We start from the raw sequence: 20,620 nt of genomic DNA, 5'->3' as shown, positions 1-20,620 counted from the left end.
GCACCGTGCCCGCCTGGGCCGCGTGGCCCGGTACCGCGTCTCGCCGCGTCGCCGGGAAGCCCTGGTAGCTCCGCTGCGAGGGCTCTCCCGCGCCTTGCGATGCACGGCACCGGATGCCGCGAGCCGATCGGCCTCCCCCTCGTCCGGACCCCTCAGTAGCGCAGGACGCCCGCGATGCCGTCCGCGTCGCCCAGGGTGCCGTCCGGGACGAAGCGGACCTCGGCGCCCGTCTCCAGGCACTGTTCGACGATCTCGTCCACGATGTCGTCGCGGGCGTCCAGGTCGCCGCTCAGGGCCGGGATCAGGTGGTCGCCGTCGTCGCGGACGGTGATCCGGTAGTTCTCCTCGACGGCCAGGAGCCGGACGCGGCCTTCCCGGGCGCTCTGCCACACCTCGTCGACGCCGGCGGCGAAGGTGTGGCGGCCCCGGGCGGAGTCCAGTTCCCGGGCCACGGCGGCGGTGTCCCGGCGCGCCTCGGCGTCGTGCAGCGGACGCACCGCCTGCCACACGGCCTCGGACGAGGCGTGGGTGAGGCCGCCGTGCGGGATGTGCACGGCGTCCCGGGCCACGCCGCCCAGCTCCTGAAGGAGGGACAGCGCCGCCTGCTCGCCGGTGACGTACAGCGGCCGCGGGTCCGCGCGCAGCAGCCGCCCCATCGCGGTGTCGGCGTCCTTGAGGAAGTGGCGGGTGTCCTCGTCGCGGAAGGTGCTCGGCAGGTCGCCGACGCGTTCCATGCGCTCGGCGTCGAAGTTGTCGCGGCTCCTGGTCATCGGGAAGCCGGCGGTGTGCAGCTCGGTGACCCGGTCGCCGCCGCCGTTCCACGCCGTCACCCGGTCCGCGGAGACGGACAGCACCCAGAACGGCCGCTCGGCGGCCTGCGCGGAGACGAGGTTGCGGGTGAGGAAGGTGTCGGACAGGACGACGCGCTCGGGCACGGGGCGGGCCAGGGACCACACCTGGTGCTCGCCCGGGGCCGCGAAGATCACCAGGCCGTCCTCGGCGTGCGTGAGGTCGACCTCGTCCAGGGCCCGGTCGAGGTGCGCGCTGACGTCGGCGCGCCGCTCCCGGGTGACCGACGGGTCGGACTCCAGCTGTTTCTTCGCCTCGGCCACGACGTTGCGCAGCCGTACCCGGTCCTGGGCGTTGTCGGGTTCCCGGCGGTGCGTCGGCGTCAGCACGGACACCGCGGGATAGGGGCGCGGGCGGCGCAGTTCGGAGAGTGTCGCGGGGCTGAGTGCGTGCTCCATGAACAGCACGATAGGCCGGATTCACCAACGGGGCATTTGGGGCAGGAGGGGCGGTCCGGTGGCGGCCCCGACCGGTGCGACGCCTTCCCTGCACCCGGTCACGGCCTCGGTCTGAGGGCGCACCGCAGTGACGGCGGCCCCGGCGGCCGGTTACCTTACGCGTCAGTAACCGGACGGCACCGCACCGCAGGAGGCACCCATGCCGCAGCTCGAAGTCGACGGCGCAGCCCTGACGTACGACGACGAGGGCCCGCGTGACGGCGGCGGGGCGCCCCTGGTGTTCGTGCACGGCTGGACGGCGAACCGCCACCGCTGGGACCACCAGATCGCGCACTTCTCCCGGACGCGCAGAGTGATCCGGCTCGACCTGCGCGGGCACGGCGAGAGCGGCGGGGCGGGCGTGAAGACGATCGACGGGCTGGCCCGGGACGTCCTCGCCCTCCTCGACCACCTCGAGGTCGAGCGGTGCGTGCCGGTCGGGCACTCGATGGGCGGCATGATCGCGCAGACCGTCGCTCTCGCCCACCCCGACCGGGTCGAGCGGATGGTGCTGGTCAACTCGATCGGCCGCATGAGCTACAGCCGGGGCAGGGGCCTGCTGATGGCCGCCTCCACCCTCGTCCCGTTCAAACTGTTCGTCGCGGCCAACATCCGGCGCGCGTTCGCCCCCGGCCATCCCCGCGAGGAGATCCGCGCCTACGTCAGGGCCTCGGCGGACACCCCGCGCGAGGTCGTCATGACCCTGTACGGCGCCATGCGCGCCTTCGACGTCCTGGACCGCGTCGGGGAGATCCCCGCCCCCACCCTGATGATCCACGGCTACCACGACGTCCAGCTGCCGCTGAAGCAGATGCTGCGGATGGCGAAGGCGTACCCGGACGCCACCGTCCGCGTCCTCGACGCCGGCCACGAGCTGCCCGTCGAGAAGCCGGCCGAACTGACCGCCGCCATCGACGCGTTCGTGCGCTGACGGGTCCGTGCACCATGAGCGCCCGATCAGGCCGCGCGGCCCGGACGGGCATGGTGCGAGGACCCCTGAGCGCCGTCCGGGGCCGGCGGGTGCGCCGGATCGGGCGACCGCACGGCCTCCAGGGCCCGCTGGGTGCCCGCCTCAGTCCTCCTGGTCGGCCCCGCAGGAGCTGCCGCTCGGCGGCAGCGAGCCGTACAGCAGGAAGTCGTCGACCTTGCGGTGCACGCACTTGGAGGAGCCGTAGCCGGTGTGGCCGTCGCCCCGGTTGTCGAGCACCACGGCCGACGGCCCGAGCCGCTCGGCCGTCTCCACGGTCCAGCGGTACGGCGTCGCCGGGTCGCCCCGGGTGCCGACGAGCAGCATCTTCGGGGTGTCGAGGTCCTGCACCTCGTCGCGGATGAAGTCGGTGCCCGCGGGGCGGCCGTAACACATCAGGACCTGGGTGAGCCGGTAGCGGCCGAAGACGGGGGAGGCCTGCTCGTAGGCGGCGCGCAGCCGTTTGAGGTCGGCGGCGATCCGGGCGGCCGTGGGGCGGTCGGGGTCGTCCGCGCAGTTGACCGCCATCAGCGCCGCCGGCAGGTTGTCGAGGGGGATGTCCTCCTCGTCGACCAGGCCTCCGGTGGGGTCGCCGCCCCCCGGGTCCTTGACGGGCAGCCCGAGTCCTCCGGTGGCGAACGCCATGACCCCGCTGGTGTCGCCGTGTTCGACGAGCTGGGCGAGCGCCCGCTCCAGGGACGGCCACAGCTCCCTGCTGTACAGGCCCTGCCCTATGGCGCCCACGAGGTCCTGGCCCGTGAACGGTTCGCCGAAGTCCGTCGGCACCGGGTCCGCGTCGAGCGATCGCACCAGGTGCAGGACCTCCTCCCGCGCCCTGCGCGCGTCCTGTCCGAACGGGCAGGCGATGTCCCGCACGCACCAGTCGACGAAGTCCTCCAGCGCCACCTGCTGTCCCCGGGCGCCGACGATGCCCTGTTCGGTGAGCGGTTCGGTCAGCGTGTCCACACCGTCCAGGACCAGCCGGCCCACCCGGCCGGGGAACAGCGCGGCGTACACCGCGCCGAGCCGGGTGCCGTACGAGAAGCCCAGGTAGGTGAGCTTCCTGTCGCCGAGCACCTGGCGGATGACGTCCAGGTCCCGCGCCACGTCGACGGTGCCGATGTGCGGCAGCACCGGCCCGGAGTGCTTCGCGCAGGCGGCGGCGGCCTTCCTCAGCTGCTCCAGCAGCGACCGCGGGTCGGCGAGGTCCTCCGGCCGGTCGTCGACGGCGGCGAGCCCCTCCTCCTCCCCGTCACCGCAGCTCACCGGCGAGGACCGGCCGACCCCCCGGGGATCGAAGCTCACTACGTCATAGCGGTCGGTGAGGTCCATGAACTCCTTGCCGCCGTAGGCCAGTTCGGGGACACCCGGACCGCCGGGGCCACCGAAGTTCAGCAGCACCGAGCCGCGCTTGTCGCCGGTGGCGCGGTAGCGTGCGAGCGCCAGCTCGAGCGTGGCGCCCTTCGGGCGCGCGTAGTCGACGGGGACGGTCACCTCGGCGCACTGGAGATCGGCGGGCATCCCGTCGCCCGTGCACTTCTTCCAGGTGACCTTCTGCTCGTAGTACCGGGACAGGGCCGCCCGGGCGTCGGTCTCCCGCTCCGCGACCGCCGTCGGCAGTCCCGCGCCCAGCAGGGCCAGCGCGGCGGCGGCGAGTGCCCAGCGCCGCAGCGCGGGCCGCGTCGACAGCTTGGCCAGCATCGATGCCTCCCGGGACGCCCGCCAGCGGACCGTCGATCGGCGCCCCCGCCCACGATAGGCGGGGTGTACGGGACCCGCCTCCGGACGGGCGCGCGGGTCGACGGGCGCCGCTCGGCGCCCTCGGGCGCACGCCCCGCGCGCCCGTGCACTCACCGCATCAGCCGGTTTTGCTACTAGTTCGACTCGTGTGGCACCCAATGGGGTGAAAGACCCGTTGGCCATAACTCGGACGGTTCGCCCGCGTTCTACGGGGTGCGGGCGAGCGCCCGCGACCATGTCTGGAAGGCAGGGACCCATGAGACGGGTTACCCGAAACGGTGTGATCGCCGTCGCCGCCGCCTCGGGCGCGATGGCCATGACGATTCCCGCGTTCGCCGACTCGGCGGCCGAGGGATTGGCGGCCGGCTCGCCCGGGGTGATCTCCGGCAACGGTGTCCAGGTGCCGGTGCACCTTCCCGTGAACCTGTGCGGGAACACCGTGAACGTAGTCGGCGCGCTGAACCCGGCGTTCGGCAACACCTGCGTCAACAAGGGTGGATCCGCCGGATCCAAGGCGCCGGGCGGCGGCGCGGACGCGTCGTCCGTCAGCACGAACTCGCCGGGCGTTGTCTCGGGCAACGGGGTGCAGGTGCCCGTCGACGTCCCGGTGAACGCGACCGGCAACAGTGTGGACGTCGTCGGCATCCTGAACCCGGCGTTCGGCAACGAGTCCGTGAACGACTCCGACCACGAGCCGGCACCTCCCGCGCAGCCGCCGGCGTACCCGGCGCCGCCCACCGACTCGGGCCCCGGGTCGAAGCCCCTCCCGGCGGCCCCCGCGCAGCAGGCGCCCGCCCCGGCTCCGGCCCCGGCGGCCCCGGCCCCGGCTCCGGCCACCGAGACGGTGTCCTCGCTGGCCGAGACCGGGTCGGACGCCGTGCTCCCCGCCGTCGCGGGCAGCGCGGCGCTGCTCCTGGGCGGAGCGGTCCTGTACCGGCGTTCCCGGCCGGGGGCGCAGAGCTGAGCGGCTCCCGACGGGCCTGACACGCCCGAAGGTCCACGCACCCGCAGCCTCCCGTCGCAGGACGGGGGTCCGCGGGTGCGTGGCGTAGGCCGACCGGTCCCTCGGCCGGCCGGCGGGGGTGGCCCGTCGCGGAGGGCGGCGGGCCACCGACGTAAATGCGTTGAGGGGCCCGCTGATCGCGTGTTGGGTGGGCGCATGGATCATGCCGCTGTCCTCAGCCTCTACGACCGTGACATGCGTCTGGGCGCCCGACCCGACGGTCCCGACGCCCGCGTCGAACGCAGCGGGAACGTGGTGCGCCAGACCGCCTCCGCGCAAGGCTGGAACGGGATCGTCTGGTACGGCCTCGACGCGGCCGACGCCGACGCGGAGATCGCCGCGCAGATCGCCCACTTCGGCGGGCTGGGCCTCGGGTTCGAGTGGAAGATCTACGGCCACGACCGGCCCGCCGACATGGCGGAGCGGCTCCTCGCGGCCGGGTTCACGGCCGAGCCCGAGGAGACGCTGATGATCGGCGAGACGCGTGAGCTGCTCTTCGACGTCGACCTGCCCGACGGCGTCCGGGTCGTGCCGGTCACCGACCGGGACGGCGTGGATCTCGTGGCCGACGTCCACGAGCGGGCGTTCGGCACCGACGCCTCGCGGCTGCGCCGGCAGATGCTCGCCCGGCTCGCCGCCGACCCGGACACGGTCGTCGCCGTCGTCGCCCTCGCCGGGGACGAGCCGGTGAGCTCGGCACGCATGGAGCTGGTCCCCGGAACGCCCTTCGCCGGACTGTGGGGCGGCGGCACCGTCCCCGGCCGGCGCGGCCAGGGCATCTACCGCGCCCTGGTCGCCCACCGCGCCCGCGTCGCCGCCGACCGCGGCTACCGCTACCTCCAGGTCGACGCCTCCGACCAGAGCCGCCCCATCCTCGAACGGCTCGGCTTCGCGGCGCTGAGCACGACGACGCCGTACGTGTACGGGCCCTGACTGGAGAGACCCGCAGGGTCGTCGACAGGCTGAGGGCTCCTTGCACTGTGCCCGCCCGGGCCGCGTGGTCCGGCGCCGTGCATCGCAAGGCACCGGGCCACGCGGCCTGATCAGGCGCTCATAGTGCAAGGACCCCTTGGAGCTCCGCCAGCCGCCGGCGGGCGGTCTCGTCGGTGGCGGTCAGCAGTACCCGGATCAGACGGGCGCGCCCGCCCAGGGCCCGGTGGAAGGAGGCCGCCAGGTCGTCCAGGACGCAGACCGTGTTCGTGTGGACGAGGCGCCGGTAGCCGAGGTCGGCGTAGTTGCCCCACACGGCGGTCAGGTTGCGCTCCGCGAGGGCGGCCCGCGAGGGGTCGCCCCCGGGTGCCGGGTGGACCTGGCTCATGTAGTCGCCCTCGATCACCGCGTGGGGCACGCCGAGGGCGCGAAGCCGGGCCGAGACCTCCCAGCCGGCGGTCGTCTTGCCCGCGCCCGCGCGTCCGCCGATGAGCAGGGCTTCCGGAAGATCCATGGGGCCAGGGTGACAGGCCGCACGCGGGCGCGGCCGACGCTTTTCACGCGGAGCCGCGTACCGGCCCCGGTTCTCCGGCGCGGCCCAGGGACCAGGTGCGCAGCCGGATCTCGCGGCCCTTCTGCGCGCGCGGGAGGGGTGGTTCGTCGGCGAGCACGAAACCGCACGAGCGCGCCACGCCCTCGCTCGCCGCGTTCCCGGCCTCGATGCACAACACCACGCGGCGGGGCCGCAGTGCGCCGAGGGCGTGCTCGGCGACCAGCCGCACGGCCCGCCCGGCCAGACCCTGTCCCCGGTGTGCGGCGCCGACACCGTAGGCGAGTTCGGCGTCCCGTCCGTCGGCCGCGCTGCGGAACAGCAGCACCTCGCCCAACGGGCGTCCGCCGTCGGTCGTGATGGCGAGCTGCACCGTGCGCCGCTCGGCGAGTCCCGCGCGGGCCCGGTCGAGGTAGGCACGGGCCGCCCCCGCGTCGAACGGCGAGACCACCGGCGTCCAGCGGGCGATCTCCGGGTCGTCGTACACCGCCACCAGGTCGTCGAGGTCGTCGTCCGACCACGGGCGCAGGGTGACGCCGTGGCCTTCGAGTCGCAGCGCGGCGGGCAGGGTGAAACCTCCGTCGGTGTCCATGCGCCGATCCTGCCACCGGTGGTCACGGCCGCGGGGCCGTCCGGGCCGCGTGAACGGCCCGTCCGGGCCGCGTGTACGGGCGGACGGGCCGCCTTCCCGCGGGCTGAGGGCTACGACCTGGGGACGCTCTTGGCCGCGGTGCCGGCGCACACCAGTCCGAGGACCAGGGCCAGGGCGCCGATGATGATGTTGTTGACGATGACACCGGCGTCCGGGCTGTCGCCGACGACCCACGGAGCGATGATCATCCAGATGCCCAGTGCGCACATCGCCCAGCTCAGGCCGTACATGCGAGCGGGGGCCGCGGTGAACCCGAGTGCCAGCATCCCGATCGCTATGCCGACGATCAGGTTGTGCGTCATGAGCGCGGGCTGGCTGGTGGTGTAGTGGAGGATCCACGGTGACACGGCGCAGTACAGACCGAGCAGGAACACCGGTCCGTCCACGAGCGCCACATCACGACCGCCGAGCATGCGGTCGTACCGCGACTGCATCTCGGACACATCGGGGTGAGTCGACATGTCGCCTCTGGTGGGCGAGACGTTGGCCATGACTCGTCTCCTTCGACTTGCAGGCCTGACCGCGTCTGGTGCGGTGTGCGGTGGGCGCCGCGCATCCTCATTCTGCGCTTATTTCGCCTTTATGTGTAGAGGTGGGAGGGATTGCTGCGGTATGCGGTGGATGGGCCGAGGGCCTGGCCGTTGATCCGGCCGACGATCTTGCCGTGGAGCAGCACGCCGACCGCCCGGTCCGCCAGGGGCCTGCCCCCAGAGGGCGCCGAGCCTCTCCGGGGGCAGGGGGACAGGGGTCACGCTCCAGGACGGCGCACGGGCCGACCAGTGGGGGCGCGGGTGGGTGCGTCGATTCCTCGAGATGCGTCGCTTCCGACGTCGTATCGTCGAGGCATGCCCGAGCACCGCAGCCCCGAGGGCCCCGGCCTGACGACGGGGGCCCTCGCCCGCCGCCTCGGGGTCGCGCCCACCACGCTGCGCTCCTGGGACCGCAGGTACGGCATCGGACCCGCGGTCCGCGCCGACGGGCGACACCGCCGGTGGCGTCCGGACGACGTGGCCGTACTGGAGGCGATGTGCCGGCTGACGGCGGCGGGTGTGCCGCCCGCCGACGCCGCGCGGGCCGCCCGAGCGGGGGCGGAGGACGGCTCTCCGGCCCGGGACGACGCCGCTGCGGCCGACGGCGGCCGGTCCCGCGCGGCCGGTGCGTTGCCCTTCGGGGGCGACGTGCGGCAGGAGTGCCGGGGGCTGGCCCGCGCCGCGGTGCGTCTCGACGCGCCGGCCGTCGAGGACCACCTCGACGCGGCCGTCGAACGGCACGGGCTGGTCGTCGCCTGGCAGGAGGTGATGGTGCCCACCCTGCACGCGGTGGGGCGCAAGTGGGCGTCGTCCGGTGACCGTTACGTCGAGGTCGAGCACCTGCTGTCCTGGCACGTCTCCACCGCCCTGCGCCGGGCCACCAGGCCGACCGCGGCGGGGGAGGGGCCGGGGGCCGTGGGGCCGGTCGTGCTGGCCTGTGTGCCCGGAGAGCAGCACACGCTGCCGCTGGAGGCGCTCAACGCGGGACTGAACCGACTCGGCCTCGCCGCACGGATGTTCGGCGCCGCCGTGCCGGCGGAGGCCCTGACGGCCGCGGTCCGGCGTCTCGGGCCGGTCGCGGTCGTCCTGTGGGCGCAGGCCCGCTCCACCGCGAGTCCGGCCCTCGCCCGGCACGTGGCCGACACCCGGTGGGGCGTGGGCGGCGCCCGGCGTCGGCCGGCGGTCGTGCTCGGCGGTCCCGGTTGGGCGGGACGCTCCGCGCAGGGCATGCCCCGGCCCGCCGGGCTGCGGGAGGCGCTGGAGATGCTGTCCGGGACCCCGCTGCCGGTCCCGACGGCCGGCAGCCCGGAGCCGCCCGGGTGAGCCGTCCCGGGAAGGCGGCCCCAGCCGTCCCGCCGGGGTCGGCCCACCACGCCACGGTGGGCCGCGCCGACGGCGTCAGCGGCTCCATGCCGCGGTGGCCGCGCCGACCGGAAGGTCGCCCCGGGAGCGGTCCTGTCCGGGGCGGCCCGGCTCTGTGCCTGGGTGGGCCGCGTCGACGCGCTCGCCGACCGGGGTGAGCCGTCCCGGGAGGCCCGGGTAGCCGCTCCGCCAGGGTCGGCCCGGCATCATGCCTGGGTGGGCCGCGCCGGCGCGCTCGCCGACCGGGAGGCCGGCCCTGGCAGCGGCCCGGCCGGGGTCAGCCCAGCTTCTTCAGCAGCTCGGCGGCGAGCGGCTCGGACGAGGCCGGGTTCTGGCCGGTGACCAGGGAGCGGTCCACGACCACGTGCGGTGCCCACGGCTCGCCGGCCCGCACGTCGACGCCCGCCTCCGTCAGCCGGTCCTGGAGCAGCCACCGGGCCTTGTCCCCGAGGCCCGCCTGGAGTTCCTCGGCGTTGGTGAAGGCGGCGACCCGGTAGCCCGCGAAGGCGTTCGAGCCGTCCTCCCGGACCGCGGCCAGCAGGGCGGCGGGGCCGTGGCAGACCACCGCGAGCGGCTTGCCCGACTCCAGGATCTCGACCAGCAGTCGTCCGGAGGCGGCGTCGACGGCCAGGTCCTCCATGGGGCCGTGCCCGCCGGGGTAGAAGACGGCCGCGTAGTCGTCGAGGCGGACGTCCTCCAGGCGGATCGGCCGGCTCAGTTCGGTCATGGCGTCGAGCGCGGCGGCGATCCGGTCGGCGCGCTCCTGACCGCCGTTGGCCTCGGCGGCGAGGCTGCCCTTGTCCACCGGCGGCACGACACCGCCCGGTGTGGCGACGACCACCTCGTGACCCGCGGACCGGAAGGCCTCGTACGGGGCCACGGCCTCCTCGGCCCAGAAGCCGGTGGCGTGCCGGGTGCCGTCGGCGAGCGTCCAGTGGTCGGCGCCGGTCATCACGAAGAGGATCCTTGCCATGGTGGTTCTCCGAGGGGTGTGGGAAAACTTCGAGGTACCAGAACCTAGGCCGCCCAGCCATAGAATTCCAATGGGGAATCAAATGGCCGTCATTGGAATGTTGATGGGCTGCCCCCGGAATACTGTCGGCGTGGAGCACACCCCTCACCTCGACCTGAACCTCCTGCGCACGTTCCTCGCGGTGTACCGCTCGGGCTCGTTCACCGGCGCCGCGCACCTGCTGGGCCTCTCCCAGCCGACGGTGACGACGCAGATGCGCGCCCTGGAGCGGCAGGCCGGGCGGGAACTGTTCGAGCGGCTCCCGCGCGGTGTCGCGCCCACGGCCGTCGCGGACGAACTCGCGGCCCGGGTCGCCGCCCCGCTCGACGAGCTCGCCGTGGTGGCCGGCCCGGGCCCGTCGGCGGTCGGCAGGGCCGGCCCGGTGCACCTCGCAGGCCCCGCCGAGCTGCTGTGCGCCCGTGTGCTGCCCGCACTCGCGCCGCTGGTGGCCGACGGCGTGCGGCTGCGTGTGGCGACGGGTCTGACCGAGCCGCTCCTCGACGCCCTGCGGGCCGGGCGCCACGACCTCGTCATCGCCACGAGCCGCCCGCGAGGCCGTGCCCTGGTCTCGGCGCCGTTGACGGACGAGGAGTTCGTGCTGGTCGCCGCCCCGGTGTGGGCCGAGCGGGTGCGGGGTCGGCCGGTCGCCGAACTGCCCGGCGCGCTGCACTCCGTGCCGCTGGTGACGTACGCGGAGGACCTGCCGATCGCCCGCCGCTACTGGAGGCACGTCTTCGGGCGGCGGCTCTCGCGTCCCGCCGCCGTGACCGTGCCCGACCTGCGCGGGGTGCGGGACGCGGTCGTCGCCGGAGCGGGCTTCACGGTACTGCCCCGCTACCTCTGTGCGGACGAGCTGGCCCGCGGAGCCCTGGTCGCCCTGCACGAACCGGACGATCCGCCGATCAACACCGGCTTCCTGGTCTCGCGGCCCGGCGGCGTCGACAACCCGGACGTCGCACGTGTGCGCGAGCTGCTGCTGGGTGCGGGGCGTGCGTGGTGAAGGAGGCCACGGGTGGTCGTCTGTGCGAGTAATCAAAAAAGTTAGTATGCTGCCTGCTCGTCCACTCGGCGACCAGGGGGTTTCCATGTCCGGCGCGGTCATCGGCTACACGCGGTACGTCGCCCTGGGCGACAGCCAGACCGAAGGGCTCGGCGACGGCGACGACGTCACCGGTCTGCGCGGCTGGGCCGATCGCCTCGCCGAGGAGGCCGCCCGTCACAGCCCCGGCCTGCGCTACGCCAACCTGGCCGTCCGAGGACGGCTCGCGAGCCAGGTCCACGGCGAGCAGCTCGCGCCCGCCCTCGCCCTGCGCCCCGACCTCGCCACCGTCGTCGCCGGCGTCAACGACCTGCTGCGGCCGCGTTTCGACGCCGACGAGGTCGCCGGTCATCTGGAGGCCGTGTTCGCCGCGCTCACCGCGCAGGGGGCCCGCGTCGCCACCATGACCTTCCCCGACGTGGCCCGGGTGACCCCGCTCGCCCGCCCCCTCGCCCCGCGGGTCCTCGTCCTCAACGCCCGCATCCGGGAAGCGGCCGGCCGGCACGGTGTCGTCGTGGCGGAGACCCACGGCCACGCCGTGGTCACCGACCCGAGACTGTGGAGCCCGGACCGGCTGCACGCCTCCCCGCTCGGCCACGCCCGCATCGCCGCCGCCGTGGCACACGCCCTGGACCTGCCCGGCAGCGACGACTCCTGGACCCACCCACTGCCCGCCCCGGCCGGCCGGCGGGCCGGACTCGACGAACTGCGCTGGGTCGCCGGCTTCCTGGGACCCTGGCTCGGACGGCGCCTGCGGGGCCGTTCCTCCGGTGACGGCCGTACGGCCAAACGTCCGGCGCTGTTGCCCGTCGACCCCCGTCCCGGGCCGGCCGTCCAAGACCCGTCGCCGGTGTGACGGCGTTCCGCCCACCGCGGGCGCGACGGGTGGGAGGTTTCCAGCGCCGCGCTGGGCTCCCCGGCCTTGAGGGCGCCGGTGGCCGTGCCGATCCCGGAGGTGAAGTCCAGGTGGAGCGCCGGGAGAGACGGTGACCGTGATTCCCTGACGGTCCATCAGGGCACCGCGCGGGGCGGGGACTCGTGACACGCTCCGTACGGTGCTCCACGGCACCGGGCCCAGGGGGCGGCGGCCGGGGCGGGCGGGAGGGGACCGGCGGACGCCGCTGCCGTCAGCCCGTCCTGGTGCCCGCCCGCAGGACCGTGGCCCGCCGGAAACGGGCGAGTCCCTCCGACAGCCCGACGATCCGCTCCGGATAGCCGACCGCCTCCCGGCCGGTGCCCCGCAGCGTCCACGGCTCGTGCACCGCCGGGCCCTCGATATCCGCCAGCTCGGGCACCCAGCGCCGCACGTACGCCCCGTCCGGGTCATGGCGCCTCGCCTGGGTGACGGGGTTGAGGACCCGGTCGGGCCGGGTGTCGGTGCCCGTTCCGGCGACCCACTGCCAGTTGAGCTGGTTGTTGGCCACGTCCCCGTCCACCAGCAGCTCCAGGAAGTGCCGGGCGCCGACGCGCCAGTCGACGTACAGCGTCTTGGTGAGGAAGCTCGCGGTCAGCAGCCGGCCCCGGTTGTGCATCCAGCCCTCGTGGCGCAGTTGCCGCATCGCCGCGTCCACGACCGGGTAGCCGGTACGGCCCTCCCGCCAGGCCTCGATGTCCGCGCGGGCCGTCCGCTCCGTACGCCATCGGTCGTGCCGGGTGCGGTAGTCCGCGTGGGCGGCGTCCGGACGGGCCGCCAGCAACTGGCGGTGGAAGTCGCGCCAGGCGAGCTGCCGCACGAACGCCTCGGCGCCGGGGCCGCCCACGGCGCGCGCCCGGTGCACGAGCTCCACGGGGGAGAGGGTGCCGAAGTGCAGGTGGGGCGAGAGGTGGGAGGTCGCGTCGTCCGCCAGGGCGTCGTGCCGGTCCTCGTAGGCGGCGATCCCGCGGCGCAGCCAGGCGGTCAGTCGGCGGCGGCCCTCCGCCTCGCCGCCCCGGGCCAGCCCCTGGGACACACCCCGGTACGCGGGCAGCTCCTGTGAGCCGACCCCCTCCGGCACGCGTACCGTCCGGGGTGCCCCGAGCGGCTCGCGCGGGGCCTCCTGCGACCAGCGGCGATAGTACGGCGTGAAGACGGCGAAGTGGTCCGAGCCGGACGGGGTCACCGTGCCGGGCGCCATGGCCGTCGTCACCGTGTCGTGGACGTGCAGCCGCACCCCCTCGGCCTCCAGGGTGTGCCGCAGCCGTTCCTCCCGGCGGTGCGCGTATCCGCTCACGTCGGCCGCGAGGTGAACCTCGTCGGCGCCCGTCTCGGCGGCCGCCCGGCACACCTCGGAGACCACGTCGCCGGAGCGGACGACCAGCCGCCCGCCCCGCTCCCGCAGCCCCGTGTCGAGGTCGCGCAGACAGTCGGAGAGGAACGCCAGCCGGTTGGGGACGGCGAATCCGGCACCGTCCACGCCTCGGTCGCGCACGAACAGCGGCACCACCTCCCGGGCCCCGTCGAGGGCCGCGCGCAGCGGCGGATGGTCGTGCAGACGCAGATCGGCGGTGAACAGGACGACCGAGACGTTCATGACGCTGACTCCGGGTGAGGTGAGGGGGCCACCGGGTGGTTCCGGGGCGGCGCGCCCGACGGATGCGCCCTCGGAGCCCCGAACACAGAGGGCCCGGCTCGCGGCGCCTGGTGCGTGCGATCGACCTGCCCTTTCGTCCGGAGCTCTCAGCCGGCCGTCGTCCGCACGGGGGACGCCGCCGCGGCCCGGGCGATGTTGCGGGCCATGCCGCCGAACACCGCCGCGTGGAAGGGCGAGACGCCCCACCAGTACGCCTGCCCGAGCAGACCGTGCGGATGGAACAGGGCGCGCTGGCGGTACCGGGTGCGGCCGGCGTCGTCGGTCTCCGCGTACATCTCCAGCCACGCCAGGCCCGGCAGCCGCATCTCGGCCCGCAGGCGCAGCAGGCTGCCGGGCACGATCTCCTCGACGCGCCAGAAGTCGAGCGAGTCGCCGACCCGCAACCGGGCCGCGTCCCGCCGTCCCCGGCGCAGCCCCACCCCGCCGACCAGCCGGTCCAGCCACCCGCGCACCGCCCAGGCGAGCGGGAAGGAGTACCAGCCGTTGTCGCCGCCGATGCCCTCGATCACCCGCCACAGTGCCTCGCGCGAGGCGGCCACCGGCAGTTCGCGGCAGTCGGCGTACAGGCTTCCACCGGCCCAGCCGGGGTCGGTCGGCAGCGGGTCGCTGGGGGCGCCGGGCAGGGAGGCCGAGGACCAGCGGGTGGTGACCCGCGCCTCGCGCACGCGCCGCAGGGCCAGCCGGACCGCCTCGTCGAAGCCGACCGGGTGGCCGGGCGGGTCGGGCACGTACCGGGCGATGTCGTGCTCGCGGCAGACCACCTCGTGCCGCAGCGACTCGGCCAGTGGCCGGGCGATCGACGCCGGCACGGGCGTCACCAGACCCACCCACAGGCTGGACAGGCGGGGTGTGAGCACCGGCACCGGGAAGATGAACCTGCGCGGCAGACCCGCGACGGCGGCGTAACGGATCATCATGTCGCGGTACGTCAGGACGTCAGGACCGCCGATGTCGAAGGCCCGGTTGACGGTGGCCGGCATGGCCGCGCTGCCGACCAGGGCGCGCAGCACGTCCCGGACGGCGACGGGCTGGATGCGGGTGTGCACCCAGCTCGGGGTGACCATGACGGGCAGCCGCTCGGTGAGGTAGCGCAGCATCTCGAACGAGGCCGAGCCGGAGCCGATCACTACCGCCGCCCGCAGCACGGTGGCGGGGACGCCGCAGTCGAGCAGGATGCGCCCGACCTCCGCGCGCGAGCGCAGGTGCGGCGACAGCTCCCGCTCCGCCACGCCCGCCGGGGTGAGACCGCCCAGGTAGACGACGCGGCGCAGGCCGGCGGCGCGGGCCCGCTCCCCGAAGATCCGCGCGGCCCGCCGGTCGGTCGCCTCGAAGTCGCCGCCGCTGCCCAACGCGTGCACGAGGTAGTAGGCGACGTCGACGCCGCGCATCGCCTCCGCGACCGACGCGGCGTCCGTCACGTCCCCGCGCACCACCTCCGCCCGGCCCGCCCACGGATGGTCGCGCAGCCGCTGCGGCGAGCGGGCCAGGCAGCGCACCCGGTATCCCGCGTCCAGCAGCTCCGGCACGAGCCGGCCGCCGATGTACCCCGTGGCCCCGGTCACCAGGCACAGCGGCGCCCGTTCCGCGGGCCCGCTCGGGCCGTTCGTGGTCATGTGTCCTCGGTCCTTCGCGTCGACGGCCCCCCGGATATCGCTTCCACCCGGGAGGGCGTCGCGGATGCGTCGGACGGCGTGCGGCGCACGAACGGGTGATCACGCGCGGCGACCGGGCTGCGCGAACACCTCGGCATCACCTCCGGCGCCGCCACGGCCCGCCTGGACCGGTCGGAACGGGCGGGACACATCCGCCGCGTCCGGGAGGGCGCCGACCGTCGGGTGGCCCACCTGTACTACGCCGCCGACGCCCGGTCGGCCGCCCTCCTTCCGGCCGCCGGCCGCGGCGACCGGGGCCGTCCGCGCTCGCTTCACCGAGGACGAGCTGTCGGTGGAGCTGCGCTGCCTCACGGCGACGAGCGGGAAACTCTCGGAACTCTCGGAGATCACGCCCGCGGGTCGCCCGAGAGCGGGCCTGCTGGCCGGGGCGGCCGGGCCGTGACCCCGCCGCGGCGGGTCGGAGGGGTCCGGGTGGGAGGGGTCCCCGCGCGGGTGAACATGGTCGCGCCGAATCAGGGAAGCCGCATCCCAGGGAAGTTGTCCGTGTCGAGACAGGAGGTGTCTGCCGCTATGGGCGCGAAGGTGTTGGAGCGTTTTCCTGCGGGAGCTCCGCGCGGATCGTGGCCGGCGGAGGAGTACGCGGCGCGGCGGCGGGCCGAGGGACAGCCCGCGACCGTCGTCATGGACCTGAAGTCGGACGCCTTCCTCGTCGTGGTGCCGTCGGGCGAGGAGGACTGACACACCGGGGGCCGCACCTCGGGCGCCGGCCGGGTCCAGCCCCCGTTCCGTCCGCACGGACACCTCGTGCGGGTCGTACGCCGCCCGCGGAACCGGGAGGGCAGTTCGCGGCCGCAGGACTCGTCGCGGCCCCCGCCGGGTCTTACCCCGTAGGATTCCCGTGCCATGCCAGGGTCCGCGATACGAGACCGGTCCGGTTTTCCTTGACTGCCGTGATCGGCGGCTGCCACGATCGACGGCATGACGATGCGACTGGACCTCACGCGGCGACGCCATGTCGACCTCGCGCGTGTCTCCAGCGCCTCCTGTCTCACCGCGGCCTGAACCGTTCCCGGTCCGCCGCCCCGGCCCCGCCACTTCGCCGCCCGGGCAGTCGTGTGCCGTGCCCTTTCACCGTCACGCCCGAATGCGGCGCTGCTCGTCGTCTCCGGACTCCCGCACACGGAGGCCGCGACGACCCCCGCACCCCGCTGACCGTTCCCGCGACTTCCGCACGGCACCGCGGCAGAGGTGCTTCGCCTCGCCCGCGCGGGCGTCCGCCTCCCCGAAAGAGAACCCATGGCCACCGTCCTGTCCGTCTCCGGCAGCCCCTCCGTCACCTCCCGCACCGGCCGCCTGCTGCGCCACCTCGACCAGCGGCTGGTCGCCCAAGGACACCGGGTGCTCCCGCTCGACGTGCGCACCGTTCCGGCCGAGGCCCTGATCGGCGCGGACTTCCGCCATCCCGCGATCGTCGAGGCCACCGAGCTGTTCGCACGCGCCGACGGCGTCGTCGTCGCCACGCCCGTCTACAAGGCGTCGTACTCCGGAGTCCTCAAGGCGCTCCTCGACCTGCTCCCGCAGTACGCGCTCACCGGCAAGACGGTGCTGCCGCTCGCCACCGGCGGATCCGTCGCCCATGTCCTGGCCATCGACTACGCGCTGCGGCCTGTGCTGAACTCCATGGGCGCGGCCCACATCGTGCAGGGCTGGTTCACCCTCGACACGGACATCACCGCCCACGAGGACGGCTCCCTCACGGTCGCCCCGGCCGCCGCCGAAGCGCTCACCCGGGTCGTCGACCAGTTCTCGACCGCCCTGGGCCGCACCCCGCTCCTGGCCGCGGCGAGCTGAGGCGTCCGCCGTTGCCGCGCAGGTGAGCGCCGACGACGGCGAGGCCCTCGGCGTCCCGGCCGCCCCGGCCGCCCCGGCCGACGAGCGGGCGCCGACTCCCCAGGGGTGTCGCCCGGTTGCTGCCCACCGTCATCGACCCGGGGGCCGCCGCGGGAGCCCTCGTCCGCGGCGGCGGAGTGCGGGCGCGCGAAGAGCCGTCCCCGGGTCGAGAGCGGCGTCGAGACGACCGCCGAGGACCGGCTGCCGATCCAGCGGTTCGGCCGACTCGCCCTACCCGTACCGGCGTTCATGACGGCCGATCCAGCGGTTCGGCCGACTCGCCCTACCCGTACCGGCGTTCATGACGGATGTCGGACGCGCTGCCGCGCGACCCCACCGGTGGTGGCCGCCGCCCGGAGCCGTCCCGCCGACGGGCCGGCGGCCGAGGCGTCCCTCGCGAACCCCGCCGCGGAGGCGCGGGCTGCCGGGCAGGCGGGTCGCGCGGGCGGCGAGCACCCGGTCCGAGGCGTCCGGCCCCCGGTCCGCCCGCAACTCTCGCACCCCGCAGCGCCATCGGCGTGACACTCGCACCCCGACCTACGGGAGACGGCTGAGGAAACGGCTGCGGGAAAGGGTCGAGGAAAAGGCTGAAGGAAACTGGTGAGGAATTAAACATATCAACGTTCAACTGGCTACGGGGTGACGGATTTTCCCGTGTCGAATATTTTCCGACCCGTCCTTAGCATGGAACGTATGAACGCGACACCGGAGTTCTATGTGGTAAGGGAGGGCGACACGCTCTCCGCCATCGCGGCCAGATTCCATGTGACGCTGGCCCAGATCAAGAAGTGGAACCCCCAGATCAAGAATCCAAATCTCATTCACCCGAATCAGCGGGTACGGGTGACTGCGCCGAGCGCGTCGCCGGTCTTCGACGACGAGCCCTTCCCGGGTAAGGACTTCTTCCAGTCGACCGTGAGCAGCCCGATCATCGAGGCCATGGGTTTCCGGCTCATCGACGAAGGCTGCTCCGCCTACGCCGACGGACCCGATGTGCAGTGGAGCGAGGCGGACCGGAAGTCCTACGCCAAATGGCAGCACAAGCTCGGCTTCCGGGGCCGCGACGCGGACGGCATCCCGGGGCGGACGTCGTGGGAGAGACTCCATGTGCCCGCGCTGCACCTGACCCACTAGCGGGCGTTCACGGGAACCGGTGATGGCCACGTCCCCGGCGGTCGGCCAGGGCTCTGCGGACCGTGCGCGCCGGCGGCTCGCAGTCGCCCTGCGTCCCCGACCGCCGCGGTCGCCGTGGCGGGCACGGGCCGACACGCGTCGCACCTATCTCGAGGTGCAGCTCGGACGCGAGGAGGTCAGGCCCTGCCCCGACGACCGCAGAGCCCTCCTCGACGGCATGCGACACCACCTGGACGCGGCGCGCCGCGCGGCGGACGAGACGTTCGGTTGGCGGCGGCCGTGGTCGGGTTCGACCTCCCGCCAAGGCGTCTGGTCGAACCTGCGCACCGCCGACGTGCTGCTGCTCCAGCTGGTGCCCGACGCCGAGGCCGTCGGCCGCGCCGGCGAGGTCATGGCCCTGGTCAAGCAACACCTGGACAGGTACGACCCGCTGCGCCTCAGACTCGCCGAGCGGATCGGCCCCATCGTCAACGGTGACATGACCCCGAGCGACCGGGACCTCATGGTCCGGGCGCTCGACCGCTCGTACAACGCTCTCGACGCGGAACTGGCCCGGGTCCGGAGCCTGCGCAACATCCTGTGGACCGCCACGTTCTGCGTCCTCATCGGCGCGACGGGCCTCGCGCTGTACGGCTGGTTCTTCCCCGGTTCGCTGAGCCTGTGCTTCGCGCCCAAGACGGGCCCCGGCGACCCCGGCCGGCTGGACGTCGTGTGCCCGAGCATAGAGTACCACAACGTGCCGCCGGACAGCGTCCCCAGCCGTTTCGCCCGGTCCAGGGACATCCTCACCGTCGAGATCGCCGGTCTCGCCGGCGCGGCACTCACCGTCATCGCCTCACTGCGCCGCATCCGGGGCACCAGCGCCCCCTACATGCTGCCCCTGGCGTCGGCGGTGCTGAAGTTCCCGACCGGCGCCCTGTCGGCCTTCCTGGGGGTGCTGCTGATCAGGGGCGCCTTCGTGCCCGGGCTCAGCGACCTGGACAGCCGGGCGCAGGTCCTCGGCTGGGCCGCGGTCTTCGGCGCCGCGCAGCACCTGGTGACCCGTCTGGTCGACGACCGCGCGCAGATGACGCTGTCGGAGGTGGGCCGACCCACCGAGGCGACGATCGACTCGGAGAGCGCCGCCGTCCGGGAGGGCGGCGGAGGGGCGGCGACGGGGAGCCACGGCCGGCCCGCCGCGGACGGCGAGGGCGGGGAGCACCGCGGTGACGTCAGCCGGTCAGGGTCCTGAGGTGAGCCGCGCGCGACTCCCGCGTCTGCCCCTGCACCAGCAGGAACAACGCCTCCCGCGCCAGCCGTTGGGCCCGCTGCGTCAGCAGCATCGTCCGGCCGCCGCCCGCCACCACCGCCGCGGTGGTCGCCGCCCGCATCAGCTCGTGGGCCTGCGTCCTCAGGCTCAGACGTTCCGCGGCGTGCTCGTGCGGTGCCGGGTGGTCGGCCAGGGCATAGGCGCGGCGGCGCACCTCGGTCAGGCGCGTGCGCAGGGGTGCCGCCGTGACGTCGTCCAGGAGCAGCAGGGCCGCCTCCGTGATGCCGAACACGGCCGGATTGGTGTTCACGGTCCTGAGGCGGTCCCCGGCCGCCCACCGCGCGTACGGGGCGCGCAGGGCCACGGCGTCCTCGGGGAGCCACAGGCCGTCCAGGGTCAGGGAGACCGTCCGGGCCGCGGTGAGGGCCGCCAGGCGCATCGGGTCCGACGCCCGCAGGCCCGGCTGCTCCCGTGCCTCGGCGAAGGCGAACAGCGCCTCGTCCCCGTCGGTCACCCCGGCGAGCAGCATCACGTCGTTCAGGCCCCACCCGGTGTACCAGGGCACCGTCCCGTCGAAGCGCCAGCCGCCCCGCTCCCGGGTGACCCGGACGGGGATGCGCGGGTGGGCGCGCAGATGGGCGTACGCCACCCCCGACAGCAGCTCACCGCTCGCCATCCGGCCCAGCAGACGCTCACGTACCGGGCCCTCGCTCTTCGTCAGGGTCAGCACCGGGGTGTGGTGCTGGGTCTGCACGAACCAGGTCGAGCAGCACGCCCCGGCCAGGATCTCCGCCGTCTCGCGCACCACCGCGGCGGGTGCCGCGGCCCCGCCGTACTCCTTCGGCGCGTGCAGTCCGAGCAGACCCGACCGCCTGATCTCCGCCAGATGACCGACGGGCACCTCCGTGCGGTCGACGAGGTCGGCGTGCGGAGCGAGCAGCCCGTCGGCGAGGCGGCGGGCGCGGGTCACGAGGGGGTGGGGCGCGGTCATGAGCGGAATTCTCGCGGCTCGCCGGTGAGGGGTGTCGATCCGGGGCCGAGAACCCGGCCGAGCGCGCTTACCCGGACAGGCGCAGGCGCGCACGCACCCGCT

Annotated in this window: 20 protein-coding genes and 1 pseudogene; 12 read left to right on the top strand and 9 right to left on the bottom strand. The window is 74.4% G+C overall.

All coding sequences use genetic code 11. The annotated features are described in order from the left end of the window. Positions 1–152 precede the first annotated feature (152 nt). Positions 153–1,247, bottom strand: coding sequence for a baeRF3 domain-containing protein (locus tag ACZ4YY_RS17895; protein ID WP_468290498.1), 1,095 nt, complete (start codon positions 1,245–1,247; stop codon positions 153–155). Between the two features lie 199 nt (positions 1,248–1,446). On the opposite strand from ACZ4YY_RS17895, the gene ACZ4YY_RS17890 reads away from it, so the two are divergent. Continuing rightward, positions 1,447–2,217 carry an alpha/beta fold hydrolase gene (locus ACZ4YY_RS17890; RefSeq protein WP_468290495.1) on the top strand — a complete coding sequence of 257 codons (771 nt, stop codon included), beginning with the start codon at positions 1,447–1,449 and terminating at the stop codon, positions 2,215–2,217. A gap of 141 nt (positions 2,218–2,358) precedes the next feature. Here ACZ4YY_RS17890 and ACZ4YY_RS17885 read toward each other — a convergent pair whose 3' ends face one another. Beyond that, positions 2,359–3,954, bottom strand: a complete 1,596-nt coding sequence (locus ACZ4YY_RS17885; RefSeq protein WP_468290492.1) for an alpha/beta fold hydrolase — start codon at positions 3,952–3,954, stop codon at positions 2,359–2,361. Positions 3,955–4,249: 295 nt separating this feature from the next. On the opposite strand from ACZ4YY_RS17885, the gene ACZ4YY_RS17880 reads away from it, so the two are divergent. Further along, positions 4,250–4,957, top strand: coding sequence for a chaplin (locus ACZ4YY_RS17880; protein ID WP_468290489.1), 708 nt, complete (start codon positions 4,250–4,252; stop codon positions 4,955–4,957). Positions 4,958–5,152: 195 nt separating this feature from the next. Beyond that, the gene (locus ACZ4YY_RS17875; RefSeq protein WP_468290486.1) at positions 5,153–5,929 is read left to right on the top strand and encodes a GNAT family N-acetyltransferase; all 777 of its coding nucleotides are present in this window, start codon (positions 5,153–5,155) and stop codon (positions 5,927–5,929) included. A gap of 118 nt (positions 5,930–6,047) precedes the next feature. Here ACZ4YY_RS17875 and ACZ4YY_RS17870 read toward each other — a convergent pair whose 3' ends face one another. From ACZ4YY_RS17870 to ACZ4YY_RS17860, 3 genes are all read right to left on the bottom strand, one after another. Then, a complete protein-coding gene (locus tag ACZ4YY_RS17870) occupies positions 6,048–6,440 on the bottom strand; it encodes a nucleoside/nucleotide kinase family protein (RefSeq protein ID WP_468290483.1) in 393 nt (130 codons plus the stop codon). A 43-nt stretch (positions 6,441–6,483) separates the two neighbouring features. Beyond that, positions 6,484–7,068 carry a GNAT family N-acetyltransferase gene (locus ACZ4YY_RS17865; protein ID WP_468290480.1) on the bottom strand — a complete coding sequence of 195 codons (585 nt, stop codon included), beginning with the start codon at positions 7,066–7,068 and terminating at the stop codon, positions 6,484–6,486. 110 nt (positions 7,069–7,178) lie between these two features. Next, a complete protein-coding gene (locus ACZ4YY_RS17860) occupies positions 7,179–7,619 on the bottom strand; it encodes an SPW repeat protein (protein ID WP_468290477.1) in 441 nt (146 codons plus the stop codon). Between the two features lie 354 nt (positions 7,620–7,973). Here ACZ4YY_RS17860 and ACZ4YY_RS17855 point away from each other — a divergent pair, with 354 nt between their 5' ends. Further along, positions 7,974–8,981, top strand: coding sequence for a MerR family transcriptional regulator (locus ACZ4YY_RS17855; protein WP_468290474.1), 1,008 nt, complete (start codon positions 7,974–7,976; stop codon positions 8,979–8,981). Positions 8,982–9,297: 316 nt separating this feature from the next. On the opposite strand, the gene ACZ4YY_RS17850 is transcribed toward ACZ4YY_RS17855, so the two are convergent. After that, positions 9,298–9,993 carry a type 1 glutamine amidotransferase domain-containing protein gene (locus ACZ4YY_RS17850; RefSeq protein ID WP_468290471.1) on the bottom strand — a complete coding sequence of 232 codons (696 nt, stop codon included), beginning with the start codon at positions 9,991–9,993 and terminating at the stop codon, positions 9,298–9,300. Positions 9,994–10,090: 97 nt separating this feature from the next. On the opposite strand from ACZ4YY_RS17850, the gene ACZ4YY_RS17845 reads away from it, so the two are divergent. Both ACZ4YY_RS17845 and ACZ4YY_RS17840 read left to right on the top strand, forming a co-directional pair. Further along, positions 10,091–11,032 carry a LysR family transcriptional regulator gene (locus tag ACZ4YY_RS17845; RefSeq protein WP_468290931.1) on the top strand — a complete coding sequence of 314 codons (942 nt, stop codon included), beginning with the start codon at positions 10,091–10,093 and terminating at the stop codon, positions 11,030–11,032. Between the two features lie 85 nt (positions 11,033–11,117). Further along, complete coding sequence (locus ACZ4YY_RS17840) at positions 11,118–11,927, top strand: SGNH/GDSL hydrolase family protein (RefSeq protein ID WP_468290469.1); 810 nt, start codon at positions 11,118–11,120, stop codon at positions 11,925–11,927. A 271-nt stretch (positions 11,928–12,198) separates the two neighbouring features. Here the strand turns inward: ACZ4YY_RS17840 and ACZ4YY_RS17835 are convergent, their stop codons facing one another. Together ACZ4YY_RS17835 and ACZ4YY_RS17830 are read right to left on the bottom strand one after the other, a co-directional pair. After that, positions 12,199–13,581, bottom strand: a complete 1,383-nt coding sequence (locus ACZ4YY_RS17835; RefSeq protein WP_468290466.1) for a cryptochrome/photolyase family protein — start codon at positions 13,579–13,581, stop codon at positions 12,199–12,201. 146 nt (positions 13,582–13,727) lie between these two features. Next, the gene (locus ACZ4YY_RS17830) at positions 13,728–15,254 is read right to left on the bottom strand and encodes an SDR family oxidoreductase (protein WP_468290462.1); all 1,527 of its coding nucleotides are present in this window, start codon (positions 15,252–15,254) and stop codon (positions 13,728–13,730) included. A 117-nt stretch (positions 15,255–15,371) separates the two neighbouring features. Between ACZ4YY_RS17830 and ACZ4YY_RS17825 the strand changes: the two are divergent. The 6 genes and pseudogenes from ACZ4YY_RS17825 to ACZ4YY_RS17800 form a co-directional block, all read left to right on the top strand. Beyond that, positions 15,372–15,696, top strand: a pseudogene (locus ACZ4YY_RS17825) (hypothetical protein); the annotation flags it as partial. Between the two features lie 128 nt (positions 15,697–15,824). After that, complete coding sequence (locus tag ACZ4YY_RS17820; RefSeq protein WP_468290459.1) at positions 15,825–15,992, top strand: hypothetical protein; 168 nt, start codon at positions 15,825–15,827, stop codon at positions 15,990–15,992. 240 nt (positions 15,993–16,232) lie between these two features. Beyond that, positions 16,233–16,316, top strand: coding sequence for a putative leader peptide (locus ACZ4YY_RS17815; protein WP_468290928.1), 84 nt, complete (start codon positions 16,233–16,235; stop codon positions 16,314–16,316). A 234-nt stretch (positions 16,317–16,550) separates the two neighbouring features. After that, positions 16,551–17,105, top strand: coding sequence for an NADPH-dependent FMN reductase (gene ssuE, locus ACZ4YY_RS17810; RefSeq protein WP_468290457.1), 555 nt, complete (start codon positions 16,551–16,553; stop codon positions 17,103–17,105). Between the two features lie 732 nt (positions 17,106–17,837). Beyond that, a complete protein-coding gene (locus ACZ4YY_RS17805; RefSeq protein ID WP_468290455.1) occupies positions 17,838–18,278 on the top strand; it encodes a peptidoglycan-binding protein in 441 nt (146 codons plus the stop codon). 154 nt (positions 18,279–18,432) lie between these two features. Further along, complete coding sequence (locus ACZ4YY_RS17800) at positions 18,433–19,509, top strand: hypothetical protein (protein WP_468290452.1); 1,077 nt, start codon at positions 18,433–18,435, stop codon at positions 19,507–19,509. On the opposite strand, the gene ACZ4YY_RS17795 is transcribed toward ACZ4YY_RS17800, so the two are convergent. Then, entirely contained in the window at positions 19,490–20,518 is a 1,029-nt protein-coding gene (locus ACZ4YY_RS17795; protein ID WP_468290450.1) for an acyl-CoA dehydrogenase family protein, read from the bottom strand. The two genes, ACZ4YY_RS17800 and ACZ4YY_RS17795, sit on opposite strands and share 20 nt — an antisense overlap. Positions 20,519–20,620: the final 102 nt, after the last annotated feature.

Source organism: Streptomyces sp. NPDC030143, from assembly GCF_055573695.1.
This window is presented reverse-complemented; position numbering and strand designations above follow the sequence as displayed.

What these genes read in the sequence shown, in the direction of transcription:
- ACZ4YY_RS17865 (WP_468290480.1), bottom strand. Translation starts at nt 7,068, where the DNA reads ATGGACACCGACGGAGGTTTCACCCTGCCCGCCGCGCTGCGACTCGAA.
- ACZ4YY_RS17840 (WP_468290469.1), top strand. Translation starts at nt 11,118, where the DNA reads ATGTCCGGCGCGGTCATCGGCTACACGCGGTACGTCGCCCTGGGCGAC.
- ACZ4YY_RS17850 (WP_468290471.1), bottom strand. Translation starts at nt 9,993, where the DNA reads ATGGCAAGGATCCTCTTCGTGATGACCGGCGCCGACCACTGGACGCTC.
- ACZ4YY_RS17835 (WP_468290466.1), bottom strand. Translation starts at nt 13,581, where the DNA reads ATGAACGTCTCGGTCGTCCTGTTCACCGCCGATCTGCGTCTGCACGAC.
- ACZ4YY_RS17805 (WP_468290455.1), top strand. Translation starts at nt 17,838, where the DNA reads ATGAACGCGACACCGGAGTTCTATGTGGTAAGGGAGGGCGACACGCTC.
- ACZ4YY_RS17830 (WP_468290462.1), bottom strand. Translation starts at nt 15,254, where the DNA reads ATGACCACGAACGGCCCGAGCGGGCCCGCGGAACGGGCGCCGCTGTGC.
- ACZ4YY_RS17795 (WP_468290450.1), bottom strand. Translation starts at nt 20,518, where the DNA reads ATGACCGCGCCCCACCCCCTCGTGACCCGCGCCCGCCGCCTCGCCGAC.
- ACZ4YY_RS17860 (WP_468290477.1), bottom strand. Translation starts at nt 7,619, where the DNA reads ATGGCCAACGTCTCGCCCACCAGAGGCGACATGTCGACTCACCCCGAT.
- ACZ4YY_RS17820 (WP_468290459.1), top strand. Translation starts at nt 15,825, where the DNA reads ATGGGCGCGAAGGTGTTGGAGCGTTTTCCTGCGGGAGCTCCGCGCGGA.
- ACZ4YY_RS17880 (WP_468290489.1), top strand. Translation starts at nt 4,250, where the DNA reads ATGAGACGGGTTACCCGAAACGGTGTGATCGCCGTCGCCGCCGCCTCG.
- ACZ4YY_RS17855 (WP_468290474.1), top strand. Translation starts at nt 7,974, where the DNA reads ATGCCCGAGCACCGCAGCCCCGAGGGCCCCGGCCTGACGACGGGGGCC.
- ACZ4YY_RS17875 (WP_468290486.1), top strand. Translation starts at nt 5,153, where the DNA reads ATGGATCATGCCGCTGTCCTCAGCCTCTACGACCGTGACATGCGTCTG.
- ACZ4YY_RS17845 (WP_468290931.1), top strand. Translation starts at nt 10,091, where the DNA reads ATGTTGATGGGCTGCCCCCGGAATACTGTCGGCGTGGAGCACACCCCT.
- ACZ4YY_RS17870 (WP_468290483.1), bottom strand. Translation starts at nt 6,440, where the DNA reads ATGGATCTTCCGGAAGCCCTGCTCATCGGCGGACGCGCGGGCGCGGGC.
- ACZ4YY_RS17895 (WP_468290498.1), bottom strand. Translation starts at nt 1,247, where the DNA reads ATGGAGCACGCACTCAGCCCCGCGACACTCTCCGAACTGCGCCGCCCG.
- ACZ4YY_RS17890 (WP_468290495.1), top strand. Translation starts at nt 1,447, where the DNA reads ATGCCGCAGCTCGAAGTCGACGGCGCAGCCCTGACGTACGACGACGAG.
- ssuE (WP_468290457.1), top strand. Translation starts at nt 16,551, where the DNA reads ATGGCCACCGTCCTGTCCGTCTCCGGCAGCCCCTCCGTCACCTCCCGC.
- ACZ4YY_RS17885 (WP_468290492.1), bottom strand. Translation starts at nt 3,954, where the DNA reads ATGCTGGCCAAGCTGTCGACGCGGCCCGCGCTGCGGCGCTGGGCACTC.
- ACZ4YY_RS17815 (WP_468290928.1), top strand. Translation starts at nt 16,233, where the DNA reads ATGACGATGCGACTGGACCTCACGCGGCGACGCCATGTCGACCTCGCG.